Here is a 13,607-nt window from a genome sequence, read left to right as displayed (position 1 = left end):
TCTGATGGCGGGCCGGTAGCGATCGGGACACCGGCCGGCAGCGTGCGTAACGAGGAAACCGTATGACAGCGGGAGCCAAACGTGACTACTACGAGGTGCTCGGGGTGAGTCGCAGCGCGACGCCCGACGAGATCAAGAAGGCATTTCGCCGGCTGGCCCGCCAGTATCACCCCGATGTCAATAAATCGCCTGAGGCTGAGGCGAAATTTAAAGAGATCAACGAAGCCTACGAGGTGCTGTCTGACGAGCAGAAGCGGGCGATGTACGACCGCTTCGGCCACAACCCGCCCGGTTTCGGCGGGATGGGTAGCGACCCATTTAGTGGCGTTGATCCGTTCAGCTCGATCTTCGACGCCTTCTTCGGGGGAGCCAGCGCGGGGCGCAGCACCCGCGGGCCATTGCGCGGCGCCGATCTGCGCTACACGCTGCGCCTGACCTTTGAAGAAGCGGTGTTCGGCGCCGAAAAAGAGATCGAGTTCCGCCGATTGGAAACCTGCAGCGCGTGCCAAGGTTCCGGCGCCGAACCGGGTACCGAGCCGGCGCGCTGCCCGCGCTGCGGCGGCACTGGCGAGATCCGCCAGCGCGCACCGATTTTCAATATGGTGACGGTGACGACATGCGACACCTGCGGCGGCACTGGCTATGTCATTCCCATTCCCTGCCGCGAATGCCGCGGCGAAGGGCGGGTGCGCAAGTCGCGTAAGATTACCGTCCGCGTGCCCGCCGGCGTTGATGGGTCGCAACAGATCCGGATCAGCGGCGAGGGTGAAGCCGGGCCGCGTGGCGGTCCGCCCGGCAATCTCTACGTGGCGCTCGATATTCAACCGCATCCGATCTTCGAGCGCGACGGCAATGACATTATCTTGCCGTTGACGATCAATGTCGCCCAAGCGGCCCTAGGAAGCGATGTCAGCGTTCCTACCCTCGAAGGCACCGAGAAGCTGCGCCTGCCACCCGGCACCCAGCACGGCCAAACCTTCCGCATCCGCGGCAAGGGGGTGCCTCACCTGCGCCAACAGGGTCGCGGCGATCTGATCGTGGTCATCCGGATCGAGGTGCCAACCAAACTCACCGATCAACAGCGCCGCCTGTTCCAAGAACTAGCGCAAACTTTTGCCCACGATGGCGACCACGGCGATAAAGGGTTGTTCGGCCATATCAAAGACGCGCTAGGGTTGTAGCTGGATGGAAACGACCCTGCCACGGTTGCGACCGTCTGTAACAGCGAGTGAGTAGATTATGACGACCGAGTTGCTCTATGGGCGCAACGCGGTGCGTGAGGCTCTCCGCGCTCGCCGCCGCGTGTTGCGCCGTTTAGTTATCTCGCGCAGCGTGCAAGAGAGCGGCATTATCGCCGATATCATCCGGCTGGCCGAACAGGCTGGCGTGCCGGTGGAGCGGATTGAGCGGCAGGCGCTCGATCGCCAGTTGCGCGACGCGAACCATCAGGGGGTGATGCTCGAAACCGGCCCCTATCCGTATGTCGAACTCGAGGAATGCTTGCAAGCAGCGGCTGACCGGCGCGAGCCTGCGCTCCTCTTGTTGTTAGATCATCTGCAAGACCCGCAAAACATCGGCACCCTGTTGCGCACCGCCGAAGCGGTTGGCTGTCATGGCGTCGTCATTCTGGGACGGCGCGCCGCCGACATTACGCCGGCAGTGGTCAATGCCAGCAGCGGCGCAGTTGAACACCTGCGCGTGGCAATGGTGACGAATTTGGCCCAAACGATCGAAGAATTACAACGCACCGGCATCTGGGTGGCCGGACTTGAGCAAGATGAAGCGGCCAAAGATATCGACACGGTCGATCTTGATCTGCCGCTCGCTCTCGTCATAGGGGCCGAGGGCACGGGTATGGCCCGCTTGGTGCGTGAACGGTGCGATTTTCTCGTGCGGTTGCCGATCGTTGGCCAAGTAGGATCGCTCAACGCCGCCGTGGCCGGCAGCATTGCTATTTACCACGCATGGCGGCAACGCTTCCGTTCGGTGGCGGAATAATCGTGCCAGCGATAGCGAAAACGGCTGACGTGGACTTTATCATCCTACTTGAAGCCTCGCCGAGCCTGAGCTAGAATACAGGGCGGTAGAGCAAGGAGGAACTATGCGTTGGGTAACACTGGTGGCGCTGTTGGCAGCTCTTGGCTATATCGTCTTTTTGCAGCGAAAGTTGGCCGTTGCTGAGCGGCGCGGTGATATGTACCGTGATATTGCCAGCCGGCTGGAATTGCGCGTGGCCGAGCTAACGGCGCGCTAAGCAGGCGTAGGCAATGTACGCCGTCGCAGCTCCTCCAATTGGTGTGCCGGCCGAGGATGTGGTGATTCGACCGGCCCGCCTGAGCGACATTGAAGCGATCGTCGCCCTCCACCGCGAAGCATTCGCCGACACATTCGACGCGGCGTTTGACCCGCGCGATCGGGAACGCGGCGCGCAAGCGTTGGCGACCGGCTGGCGGCGGCAAGGGCCAGCGGCGCTGCGCGGCATGCTGGTGGCGGAATACGCCGGTCAGCTCATCGGCACGACCAGCTTGCGCACCCGCGATATGATCGGTGATGGCGGTGGGTTTGCCAAGTCAGCCTTTTTTGAGACATTAGGCGTCTGGGGAGCGTTACGTTCGCTCTTTGCTCTTTCGCTGCTCGACCATCAGATCGAACGCGGTGAAGGGTTTATCGCCGATGTCGCCGTTGCCACAGAATGGCGGCGGCGCGGCATCGCGCGCGCGCTGCTGCAACGCGCCGAAGATGATGCCCGCGCCCGCTCCCTTGCCTATCTAGGGTTGTACGTGCGCGAGAGCAATCACGGCGCTCGCGCGCTCTATGAGCGGCTTGGCTTTCAGCCACTGTATATCCGCCGCTCGCTGTTCGCCCGGTTGTTCTTCGGTCAGGACGGTTGGATCTATATGCGCAAGAATCTGGCCTGATCGAGAGGAGATACAGCTTGAAGATCAATGAAGAGGGGAAGACAATGACGTCTCACCAGATCAACCCGTTTCACGTCGCTCAACAGCAGTTCGATCAGGCCGCTGATATGTTGCGCCTGCCCGCTGATGTGCGGGCGATTCTGCGCGTGCCCCAGCGCGAATTGACGGTCAATTTTCCGGTGCAAATGGATAACGGTACAACCCGTGTTTTCACTGGTTATCGCATTCAGCACAATCTGGGTCGCGGTCCAGCGAAAGGCGGCATCCGCTACCATCCTAGCGTTGACATTGATGAAGTGCGCGCGCTAGCAATGTGGATGACGTGGAAATGCGCGCTGGTTAATATTCCCTACGGTGGCGCGAAGGGCGGCGTGATCGTCGATCCCAAGCAGCTCTCGCCGGGTGAACTTGAGCGGCTGACGCGGCGCTTTGCCACCGAAATTAGCATCTTGCTCGGCCCCGAAAAAGATATTCCGGCGCCCGACGTCGGCACTAATGCCCAAACGATGGCGTGGATTATGGATACGATCTCGATGCACCGCGGCTATACCGTGCCAGCAGTGATCACCGGCAAACCGGTGAACATCGGCGGATCGCTGGGCCGCGTCGAGGCGACCGGACGCGGGGTGATGCTGATGGTGCGCGAGATGGCGCGCAAGCTCAATTGGCCGCTGGCGGGGTTGCGCGTCGTGGTGCAAGGGTTCGGCAATGTCGGCAGCACAGCGGCCTATCTGCTCCATCAGCTCGGTTGTGCGATCATCGGCGTGGCTGATGCGTCAGGCGGCTACTACTGCGCGCATGGGCTTGATATTCCGGCCATGCGCGCCTACGCCGACCGCCATCCGTTCCGCCTGCTGGAAGGCTATAGCGCACCCGGCGTTGAACGGATCAGCGGCAGCGAGTTGCTCGAACTCGAATGCGATGTCTTAATCCCGGCAGCGCTGGAAAACCAGCTCACCGGTGCAAACGCTGAGCGCATCCGCGCCAAGCTGATTGTCGAAGGCGCTAATGGGCCAACGACGCCGGAAGCGGATGCGATTCTGGGAGAACGCGGCATTATCATCGTGCCTGATATTCTGGCCAATGCCGGCGGCGTGATTGTCTCGTATTTTGAATGGGTGCAGGGCCTGCAAGAGTTTTTCTGGGACGAACAAGACATCAACGAGAAGCTGGAACGCATTATCGTCGGCGCCTTCCAGCAGGTGACAACCATGGCCGAGCAGCGCCGGGTCCCGCTGCGCCTTGCAGCCTATTTGCTGGCCGTGCAGCGGGTGGCTGATGCAAATACGACCCGTGGGGTGTATCCGTGATGAATGCCAAGCCGCTGCGATGCTCAGTGAAGACCGGCACTAGCGCGTACAGTCGTTGCCAACGACGCTGAGCATCGTAGCAGTTTGAGCCGATAGCGCAGGAGACCGTATGCAGATTGTGCTCGTTGAGGATAATCCGCTGATGCAACAATTGTTTGCGATCTTCCTGCGCGGGCAGGGCTTTGAGGTGACAGTCGCCGCTACCGGTGCGGCTGCATTGGCCGCACCGGTCTCATCACCAGTCCTTTTCCTCATCGATCTGCGGTTACCCGATTGTGATGGGTTTGATCTCTTGCGCCAATTGCGCGCCCACCCTGAGCTGCGCCACTGCCCGGCCATCGCGCTCAGCGGCCTTGGCGAAAGCGATCGGCGATCGGCGCTCGCGGCCAGTTTCGATCGCTTTCTCACCAAACCGACCGATCTCGATGAATTGATCCTGACGATCACCGAGTTGTTGGGGGGCGCGCCGGAACGTTAGGCTGCGCCTCAGCAGGAGTGACGATGAAGCGGTTAGTGTTGTGGGATGTTGACGGCACCTTGCTCTCGACCGACGGGATTGCCGCGAACGCGATGCGCACCGCGTTGCGGCAGTTAGTTGGGCCAGAGGTTCGGATCGAACGCACCTCGTATGCCGGCAAGACCGATTGGCAAATTGTGCGCGATAGTTTACCTTCGTTGGACGAAGCAACGATTCAAGCCCGGTTGCGCGAGTTTATTGACCTATACATCTCCGAACTCAGCGCCCAACGCGAGGCATTGATCGCGCGTTCGACCGTCTTTGCCGGCGTGATGGCTGCACTCAGCGCGCTGACCGACTATGCGTACCAAGCCCCGCTTACTGGCAACGTCGCCGCCGCGGCCCGGATCAAGCTCGAATGCACCGGCCTATTGCCGTGGCTCGATATCGAAGCCGGCGCGTATGGCGATGACCACTTCGACCGGCTGGCCTTGCCTCCCATCGCTGCGCGCCGCGCCGAATCCCACTACCGGCGCGCCTTCACCCCCGCCGAAGTGGTGATTATCGGCGATACACCGCGTGACATCGCCTGCGGCAAGGCATTCGGCGCACGCACGATCGCAGTGGCCACCGGCCCCTTCTCATTGGCCGAATTGGCCGATCACCGTCCTGATGCACTCTTGCCCGATCTGAGCAATACTGACGCAGTACTAGCGGCGGTGTTGGGCTAAGTGCATGAGTTGGCGGCACAACACGAAGGGAGGGCATTAATAGCAAACGTGCCCTCCCTTTCGCTGCGAACCGGCAATCACACCTTACAATGCGCGCGGTCCGCCATGGAGTTCCTCAACCAAATGCGCGCGCGCCTCGACCGTGGCCATCTGGGTTGAAGCGTAAAGTGAAGCGGCGCGCATAATCTCCTTCGCCTGCTCTGCTGGCATAGCACGCACTTGCTCAAGCGTAAGCCCTTGGCTGCGCAAATACTCAAGGATGTAAGCCTGCTCGAGATGTTCGTAGCCTTCACGAGCGCCAGAGTCGGTCAGCTCAACGTTCGTGGGGGGCGTCGTTGCCATAGCGCACCTCCTCGCGTGGATTGATGTTTTTACTATAACATGCCCGTACGCTACGGATAGAAAAAAGTTCACAACTATCTGTAAAGTAACGGCGAGTTTCAAACCCGCCGTTACTGGCTACCCGCTCGTTACGCCGTGGCGGTTGCGGTCGCCTTGGCGCGGGCATGCTCCTGCTCAGCAAGGTACCACGTCGCTTCCATTGCAGCGCGGCAACCATCACCGGCAGCGGTGATCGCCTGCCGGTAAATGTGATCGGCTACATCGCCGGCAGCAAAGATGCCGGGGATATTGGTGCGGGTGCGCCCGTCGGTCACGATATAGCCGCCCTCGTCGAGCTCAAGGATCCCGCGGAACAGCTCGGTGTTTGGCACGTGGCCGATGTACGGGAAGACGCCATCAACCGCCAGCTCGCTGATTTCGCCGGTTTGCAGGTTGCGCAGCGTCACCGACTCGACCTTGTCTTTACCGTTGATCGCCACAACCACCGAATTCCAGATGAAGCGCACCTTGGGGTTGCTGAAGGCGCGCTCTTGCAAGACCGGATCGGCCCGCAAGCTGTCGCGGCGATGCACGATGAACAGCTCATCAACGTAACGGGTGAGGAACAGACCCTCATCGAGCGCGCTGTTGCCGCCGCCAACGACCACCACCTTCTTGCCGCGGAAGAAGAAGCCGTCACAGGTGGCGCAATAGCTGACGCCACGATTAGCCAGCTCTTCCTCGCCGGGAACACCCAGCTTGCGCGGCGACGCGCCGGTGCTGACGATGATGGTATCAGCCGTGATGGTCTGGCCGCTGTCGGTATGGATTACGAAGGGGCGTTGATCAACCTCAACCTTCGTCACCATCGTTTCTAGATATTGAGCGCCAAAACGGGCAGCTTGCTTCTCCATCGCCTCGGCCAGCTCAAAGCCGCCAATGCCTTCGGGAAAGCCGGGGTAGTTCTCTACTTCGCTCGTAGTCGCAATCAGACCACCGGGTTGCATCCCGCGGATCACCAACGGCTCAAGGTTGGCGCGCGCCGCGTAGAGGGCAGCCGTCAGACCGGCTGGACCCGAACCGATGATAACAACTTTGTGATGCATAATGAATAATCTCCTCGCCTTTGCGCAATCACACACAGATCAAGCTGGCGGCGCGGCAGGCGTCGCGTCGCTCACAGCAGGGAGTATACCATACCCCGGTACCGTCTGTCTGTAATCTAGATTACCCCCCGAGGGTATGGGGGTTCAAGGATAGACAGAACCCATGAGGGTAAATGTAGTTGATGGCTTTGAGATGCGCCGGTGTGCCCTCACCCCTGGCCCCTCTCCCGCTAGCGCGGGTTCACGGGCAGACAGCCCACCTGATCCGGCGCCCGGCTCTGAAGGGCCGGGCTAAGGGTACGAAGCCCGCGGCGCGGGCTAATGGCCCCCACCCCTTGCCCCTCCCCCGCTGGGGGAGGGGTGATGAGGAGCGCAGCACGAGGCTTTCCGGCATCGCACAGCGATCAACGGTTGCACTCGATCAGATGTTCTACAAAGGTGTGGGGGGTGAAATAGGACAAGGATACAAACAAATTTCATGGATTCGCACGGTTGCCCGAACCTCCGCCTACCCGCGTTCATCACCTTCACCCCTCCGCGGCGCCCAATGCGTCTGCACACCGGGCACTGCCGGCGGCGGCGTAGCGCCGCAGTAGATCCACACCACCTGGAAGCCCAATTCCCGCAAGCGCAGGAGCGTCGCGCAGATCGGCTCGGCGGCTACGGCGCCGATCAACACAATCGTCGCGCCGGGGTGGAGTTCGGGGGTAATCAGGCGGAGCAAGCGCGCGCCGGGTAACACCGAGTAGGCCGTCAGCCGGGCGAGCGTTTCCATGATCTGGCTCAGTTGGTTGGGGCTGCGCCCGGGTGGCAGCCGGACGAGATGTTCATCGGCGGCAGGCGCACCGTTGGCGTAGAGACCAACCGCGTGACCGGCGGCAAGGCTGCTGCGGGCCAGCGTTGCCGTCACGCTGATCAGATGCTCCACCAGTTCGGGATCGATGCCTTGAAAATAGAACTCGAAGGTGTCGAGATCAAGTACGAGGGCTAACGTATGCGATGTCGCCGGCTCGTAGACACGGGTCTGCAACGTGCCGGTGCGCGCTGTCGCCGCCCAATGCACATCCTTGAGCGGATCAGAGGGTGCGTAGTCGCGCACGCCTATCACTCGCAGGGGGTCGCGCAGCAACGCCGGCGCGCGCATCAGCCCTAGCGGGTCGCGGGCCGGCAGACCGAGATCGGCCAACTCTAACAGGCGCGGGTAGACGAACAGCGTCGCATCGGCTGGGAAGGTCGCGTCACTGCGGTAAAGACCAAACGGATCACCGCTCTGGGCTTGGGCTGGCCCTAAGTGAAACACGCCACGCCGCTCGCACCGCAGCCGGTAACGCCAGATCACCCGTTCGTACCAGTGCAGGCCGGTGCTGCGGCGGAGCAGGCTGGTCTGGCGGCTGCCGCTGAAGATGAGCGGGGCATCGAGCGCACGCAAGCCGTTGGGAAGAGCGTCGAAGATTTGGATTTGGGCGAGCGGTAATGGCTTACGGTTCGTGATGGTGATGGTCAGCGTCACCTCATCGCCGGGAAAGGCGCGGGTATGGCTCAGCTCACGGCGGTAGTCAACCCGGCGCAACGCCCAACGCTGCCAAAGGCGGGCCGCGCCGAGGCTGGTTAACAAGGTGACGGCCAGCAGCGCCAAGGCCGCTTGGCGCGCGAGCACGGCGAGAATCAGAATGGCGAAGAGGGCAAGGATCATCGTGCGACAACGTTATTGCGCGGCTGCGCAGCGAGAGAAGAGGACACAAATTGGCACGGATTGGCGCAAGCGGAGCGAGCAGCCTCTCATCACCATTCCCAAACTGTGCTCATTGGTTTCATCTGTGGATATCCGTGTCCCATTCCCCAAACCTATGCTCATCCGTCACTCTCCCGGCAGACGGCGTCGACTCAGGGGCAAGGTAAAGAGGAAGCGTGAACCGCGCCCGACTTGGCTTTCGACCCAAATCCGGCCACCGTGGGCCTCGACAATGGCGCGGGTAATAAAAAGCCCCAACCCGCTGCCCGGCTGATCGCGGCGCAGGCGGGTATCAACGCGGTAAAACCGCTCGAAGATCAACTCTTGCTCTTCGGGCGGAATCCCGATCCCCTGATCAGAGACATAGACAATCGCCATCTCACCCTCAGCGCGAGCGCCGATCCGGATCGTGCCGCCATTGGGGCTATACTTGACCGCATTCTCGATCAAATTGGTGAACACTTGCCGCAGCCGCTCGTAATCGGCATACACCGGCGGCAGATCATCAGACACCCGGATCTCAAACTCAATCCGTTCTCCAACCTGCGCGGCAAAGCGGCGCACCACCTCTTCGACTAGCAGGCGCAGCGACACATCACTCCGTTCGAGGCGCAAGCCACCGGCGGCAATCCGCGACACATCAAGCAAGTCTTGAATTTGACGGGCAAGCCGGTCGGCTTCTTCGCCAATCACCTGCAACGCCTCGCGGTACCGTTCAATCGTAAACTGGCCATCGGGGCGCAGCATCGTTTCTGCAAAGCCCTTAATAATGCTCACCGGCGTGCGCAACTCGTGTGAAATCACCGAAATAAAGGTATTCTGGCGCTCTTCCTCAACCTTCTGGGCCGTAATATCGCGCACATTGGCGATTGCGCTAAGCAACGAGCCATGCGCGCTGCGCTGCGGCGCGTAGCGGTTTTGAATAAACAGCTCGCGCCCGTCGCGGGTGGTGATGCGGCCCGCGACCACGGGGTTCGCCAGTTCAGGATAGCGTTGCAACGGGCACTCATTGAGACAAATATTCACCCCTTGGGCATTGCGAATCCCGAGCACCTCGGCGCAGGGCCGACCAATCGCCTCTTCACGCGACCAGCCGGTCAGTTGTTCCATCGTATGGTTAAAGGTCGTAATCCGCCAGCGGCCATCAATAATCATCACCCCATCGGCAGACTGCTCGATCAGCGCATTGAGATACTGCTTCTCGCGCAACACACTCTGGAAGAGGCGAGCGTTGCCGACCGCAATCGCCGCCTGATCGGCGAAATCTTGCAATATCTGGCGATCATCAGCCGAAAACGCGACATTGAGCGCGGCGCGAAAGACATAAATCACGCCTAGCGGCGTCTCGCGCACTGTCAGCGGCAGCGCGATCATTTGGCGGAGGGGGATGCCGGTGTCGAGCGAGATTTCGCGCAGCGCCTGCGGGCCGAAGCGGCTAAGGTCAGCGATAGGGATGCGCAGCAACGGAGTAAAGGCCGGCCAATTCTCGCGTGGCAGTTGCGCGGAAGCCCGGATGCGCAACATCCCATCTTCTTCGTCGAACAGGGCAATGAAACCGAGCGTGCCGGCTAGCAGCTCGACCGCGTAGGTGATGACCAGATTGAGCACGCTGCCCAGATCGAGCTGGGCCGTCAGCGCGCGGCTAATCTGCAACAGATATTCGCGTTGGCGCAGGCGGAGATCAGTCATCGCTGGGTATTGTACCACAGCCGGTATGGGTTAGGGTCATCACCGCCCAGTGTAAACTTTTACACTCATCAGCATGCATTTTCGTGCTGGCTGTCAAGGATTACTCAAGATCAAGCAAGCGTAGATTACCGCGACCACAGCAGCGAGCTTGATCTCATGCGCTATCCCAAGGCAGAGATTGCGCCGGCGAAGCAAGATAAGATTGTTACTATTTACACCCCGACTCGACAATCCCAGTTATACATGATATGATAAAAAAAATTACACCCCAATACGGAAAATTGGTTTCGCGCACAGTTCGTTGATGGCACGAACAACGCCAAGCGATTGGGAAGCGCAGCAAGCGATTGCCTACCCCATCGCCGCAGCAACAGTGCAACCCGTGCCAAGCTGAGCAAAATCCGGTGGCGATGCCGCGAAACGGGCGCCATCGCCTAGCACGAGGAGAGGCGGTATGAAGTTGGACCTGAGCGGCAAGCGCGCACAGAAGCTGATTCGCGAGCACAATCTCACCCCCGAGGAGATCCAGCAGATTGTGGCGGCTGCCCGGATCAACCTCGCCACCTTTGACCCCGGCTACCGGGCGAATGTGACCCAGATCGCCGACGAATTGCGCAAGAGCCGTCCGACCATTTACGGTTGGGCCGATCGGGCGCTGGCCGCGACTATCGACTCGTTGCGCAACATTCGCACTGGCCGGCCACCCAAAGATCGCGATCGCACAAGCCCGCTCAGCGAGTGATAGGGTACTTTGGAAATAGCATGGTTCCACGACAGTGTATAATAGGCATTGATGCGCAGCGGGGGAATCCCGGCGCGAGAGTGAGGCAGCATGAGCAGTGGGCTGAAAGAGCTTCTCACCCGGTTTCGGGCGGTCGAGAGCGTAGAAGCAGCCGCCGTGGTCGCTACCGACGGGTTATTGATCGAAAGCGTGGCTCGCCCCGGCGTCGATATCGATGCCGTTGGCGCCGTAGCTTCCAATGGGCTGGCGATGGCTGATGCGTTGGGGCGTGAAGTAGCTAAAGGCAGCACCATTCAGGCGGTGTTGGAATACGATGACGGGTTGGTCTTGATCGAGCCGATCAGCGATGACGCTATGCTCTTGTTGCTGACGAACTCGCGCGATGATCTTGGCTTGATCCGGTTTCTCGCCGCCAAACATCGCGACGAGATGATCGATGCGCTGAGCGCAATCTGACAACGGGTGTGCTATAATTTTGAAAAGCGACGCATCGACTCTCGCCACTCTCAGACGTGAAGGTAGGCTGCGATGGATCCTCAGCTGACAAGTATCATCGTGCCCTCAGAAGAAATCGCTCAGATTGAAGAGTGTCTGGCCCGTTTGGTGGAAGACACCGGCAGCGATTACGCCCTTTTGCTCGACAAGAGCGGTCAGGTTATCTCTTCCAAGGGTGATGGCGACCGGCAAGACATTACTGCGCTCGGCGCGCTGATTGCCGGCGTGTTCGCTTCCTCGCGCGAAGTTGCCAAACTGCTGCGCGAACGCGATTTTCGCGCCTCGTTCCAACAAGGCGTGCGCGAAAACATCTTTATCGCCCTGATCGAAGAGCAGTGGATTCTGTGCATCATCTTCAATAAAGGGACGCATATTGGTTTGGTGAAGGTCTTGACCAAGAAGGCGACCGATGAGTTGGCCGCCGTGCTCGAGCGGGTGCGCCAACAGCACAAGGCGCGCGATGAAGTGCTTGGCTCGGCGTTCCGCACGTCAATGGAAGACACGATCGATCTGCTGTTCCGCGATTAGCCGCGCTCCTGCCCTGCCGATTGGCCGTGTCGGCGCTCGCGTTCGACCGGCTACGCGAGAGAATGTATGGCTCTGATTAATGTCGCTGCGCGTGAAATACACTGCAAGATCGTCTACTACGGCCCCGGTATGTGCGGCAAGACCACTAACTTGCAGTACATCCACAGCCAAGTGCCGAAAGAAGTGAAAGGCGATCTGCTCTCCATTGCGACTGAAACGGAACGAACGCTGTTCTTTGACTTCTTGCCGCTTGACCTTGGCAAGGTGCGCGGGTTTCAGACCCGTTTTCACCTATACACGGTGCCGGGGCAAGTGCTCTATGAACGCACCCGCGTCGCGGTGTTGAATGGTGCCGATGGCGTGGTGTTTGTGGCCGATTCGCACAAGGGCAAAATGCAAGAGAATATCAATAGCTTGCGCGAGTTGGCGCAGAACATTACGCGCCAAAATAAGCGATTTGCTGATTTCCCGATCGTATTGCAATACAACAAGCGTGATTTGCCGCCCGATGTGTTGGCTCCGGTGGCGATGATGGATCATTTCCTCGGCGTGAACAAGATGAATTGGCCGCGAATTGAGGCGATCGCAACTAAAGGGGTGGGAGTGTTCGAGACGTTGCGTGCCATTAGCCGGGTGGTGATCAGTAAGCTGTAGCGCTGGCCAAAGCAGCGTGGCAGCCGGTAGATGAGGTGAGGCGCAGCTATGGCGCTGGCAGGCGATCTGAGTGAGTTCTCACTCACCGACATTATCCAATTGTTACAATTGAGTAAAAAGACCGGCGGGGTTGAGATTGATGGCCGCCGTGGCGGGCAAAAGCTGACCGGCTGGATCTTTTTTCGCGATGGCAAGATTGTCGATGCGAAATTGCCCGGTCTCGAGCCGCTCGAAGCAGTCTATGCCTTCTTTACGGTCACGAGCGGCCCCTTCCGCTTCCACGAAGGGGTGACGTCGCCCCAGGTCACCATTACCGCGAGCAACGAGTCGATCATTATGGAGGGGGTGCATCGCCAAGAGACGTGGTCTCAGCAACAAGAGGCTAGGCCAACGTTGGCGATGGTGCCCCGGCTCGTTCCCAACCCGGCCTCCGGCAGTGTGGAGATTAGCCTCGGTGCGGAAGAGTGGCGTGTGCTGACGATGATTAACGGCAAGCAGACGGTTGGCCAGATCGCCCAGCGCAGCGGCCTTGGCGAAGTGCGTACGTGCGAAATTATCGCCAAGCTGATGAAGAGCGGATTGATCGAGCGGCGCGAGACCGCTGCCGGCGAATCGTTGGCGCCGGAGTTTGAACAGATCGCTGCCGGCTACCTCGGCGCTGGCGCAAATGTGCTGTTGCAAGAAGCGTACCGGATCGCTGGCGTGACTGACCCCTCCCGCGCTTCGGCTGCCGAAATGCTCGCCGCTGCCGATGCTTTTGAAGCGGAAGCGCGCCGGTTGATCGGCGCCGATCGGGCTGGTCAAGCCGCTGCTCAACTCCGCGAGCGCGCTCGCGAGTTGCTCGTTTGATCTATGGTACAATGGCAAGGCGCGACCCTGCCCGTCGCTTCGGGCAGGTTTTTGATTCTGGATGCCGCAGTTGTG

Annotated in this window: 16 protein-coding genes; 12 read left to right on the top strand and 4 right to left on the bottom strand. The window is 60.2% G+C overall.

What is annotated here, in order from left to right:
• The first annotated feature begins 62 nt into the window (after positions 1-62).
• From dnaJ to U9R81_RS03690, 7 genes are all read left to right on the top strand, one after another.
• Positions 63-1,181, top strand: coding sequence for a molecular chaperone DnaJ (gene dnaJ / locus U9R81_RS03720; protein WP_322494174.1), 1,119 nt, complete (start codon positions 63-65; stop codon positions 1,179-1,181).
• A gap of 58 nt (positions 1,182-1,239) precedes the next feature.
• Positions 1,240-1,998, top strand: coding sequence for a 23S rRNA (guanosine(2251)-2'-O)-methyltransferase RlmB (gene rlmB, locus U9R81_RS03715; RefSeq protein WP_322494173.1), 759 nt, complete (start codon positions 1,240-1,242; stop codon positions 1,996-1,998).
• A gap of 103 nt (positions 1,999-2,101) precedes the next feature.
• Complete coding sequence (locus U9R81_RS03710) at positions 2,102-2,254, top strand: hypothetical protein (protein WP_172812265.1); 153 nt, start codon at positions 2,102-2,104, stop codon at positions 2,252-2,254.
• A 13-nt stretch (positions 2,255-2,267) separates the two neighbouring features.
• Positions 2,268-2,918, top strand: a complete 651-nt coding sequence (locus tag U9R81_RS03705) for a GNAT family N-acetyltransferase (protein WP_322494172.1) — start codon at positions 2,268-2,270, stop codon at positions 2,916-2,918.
• Between the two features lie 44 nt (positions 2,919-2,962).
• On the top strand, positions 2,963-4,228 hold the full coding sequence (locus U9R81_RS03700; RefSeq protein WP_322494206.1) for a Glu/Leu/Phe/Val dehydrogenase: 1,266 nt from the start codon (positions 2,963-2,965) through the stop codon (positions 4,226-4,228).
• Between the two features lie 109 nt (positions 4,229-4,337).
• Positions 4,338-4,706, top strand: coding sequence for a response regulator (locus U9R81_RS03695; protein ID WP_322494171.1), 369 nt, complete (start codon positions 4,338-4,340; stop codon positions 4,704-4,706).
• A 23-nt stretch (positions 4,707-4,729) separates the two neighbouring features.
• The gene (locus U9R81_RS03690) at positions 4,730-5,416 is read left to right on the top strand and encodes an HAD family hydrolase (protein WP_322494170.1); all 687 of its coding nucleotides are present in this window, start codon (positions 4,730-4,732) and stop codon (positions 5,414-5,416) included.
• A gap of 84 nt (positions 5,417-5,500) precedes the next feature.
• Here the strand turns inward: U9R81_RS03690 and U9R81_RS03685 are convergent, their stop codons facing one another.
• The 4 genes from U9R81_RS03685 to U9R81_RS03670 form a co-directional block, all read right to left on the bottom strand.
• Positions 5,501-5,758, bottom strand: a complete 258-nt coding sequence (locus tag U9R81_RS03685; protein WP_322494169.1) for a hypothetical protein — start codon at positions 5,756-5,758, stop codon at positions 5,501-5,503.
• Positions 5,759-5,886: 128 nt separating this feature from the next.
• On the bottom strand, positions 5,887-6,843 hold the full coding sequence (gene trxB, locus U9R81_RS03680) for a thioredoxin-disulfide reductase (protein WP_066782366.1): 957 nt from the start codon (positions 6,841-6,843) through the stop codon (positions 5,887-5,889).
• Between the two features lie 508 nt (positions 6,844-7,351).
• Positions 7,352-8,536 (bottom strand): DUF58 domain-containing protein, encoded by a 1,185-nt coding sequence (locus tag U9R81_RS03675; RefSeq protein WP_322494168.1) that lies wholly within the window; start codon positions 8,534-8,536, stop codon positions 7,352-7,354.
• Between the two features lie 165 nt (positions 8,537-8,701).
• The gene (locus U9R81_RS03670) at positions 8,702-10,264 is read right to left on the bottom strand and encodes an ATP-binding protein (protein WP_322494167.1); all 1,563 of its coding nucleotides are present in this window, start codon (positions 10,262-10,264) and stop codon (positions 8,702-8,704) included.
• Between the two features lie 454 nt (positions 10,265-10,718).
• Between U9R81_RS03670 and U9R81_RS03665 the strand changes: the two genes are divergently transcribed.
• The 5 genes from U9R81_RS03665 to U9R81_RS03645 all read left to right on the top strand — a co-directional run bounded on the left by U9R81_RS03665 (position 10,719) and on the right by U9R81_RS03645 (position 13,532).
• Positions 10,719-11,006 carry a helix-turn-helix domain-containing protein gene (locus tag U9R81_RS03665; protein WP_322494166.1) on the top strand — a complete coding sequence of 96 codons (288 nt, stop codon included), beginning with the start codon at positions 10,719-10,721 and terminating at the stop codon, positions 11,004-11,006.
• A gap of 90 nt (positions 11,007-11,096) precedes the next feature.
• The gene (locus U9R81_RS03660; RefSeq protein WP_322494165.1) at positions 11,097-11,462 is read left to right on the top strand and encodes a roadblock/LC7 domain-containing protein; all 366 of its coding nucleotides are present in this window, start codon (positions 11,097-11,099) and stop codon (positions 11,460-11,462) included.
• 72 nt (positions 11,463-11,534) lie between these two features.
• A complete protein-coding gene (locus U9R81_RS03655) occupies positions 11,535-12,029 on the top strand; it encodes a roadblock/LC7 domain-containing protein (protein WP_015941405.1) in 495 nt (164 codons plus the stop codon).
• A 66-nt stretch (positions 12,030-12,095) separates the two neighbouring features.
• The gene (locus tag U9R81_RS03650) at positions 12,096-12,683 is read left to right on the top strand and encodes a GTP-binding protein (RefSeq protein WP_066782374.1); all 588 of its coding nucleotides are present in this window, start codon (positions 12,096-12,098) and stop codon (positions 12,681-12,683) included.
• Positions 12,684-12,731: 48 nt separating this feature from the next.
• Positions 12,732-13,532, top strand: a complete 801-nt coding sequence (locus U9R81_RS03645; protein ID WP_322494164.1) for a DUF4388 domain-containing protein — start codon at positions 12,732-12,734, stop codon at positions 13,530-13,532.
• The last annotated feature ends 75 nt before the right edge of the window (positions 13,533-13,607 follow it).

The organism is Chloroflexus sp. (assembly GCF_034435895.1).
Classification (GTDB): Bacteria; Chloroflexota; Chloroflexia; order Chloroflexales; family Chloroflexaceae; genus Chloroflexus.
The sequence above is the reverse complement of the archived record's forward strand: the minus strand, read 5'-3'. Positions and strand labels throughout refer to the sequence as shown.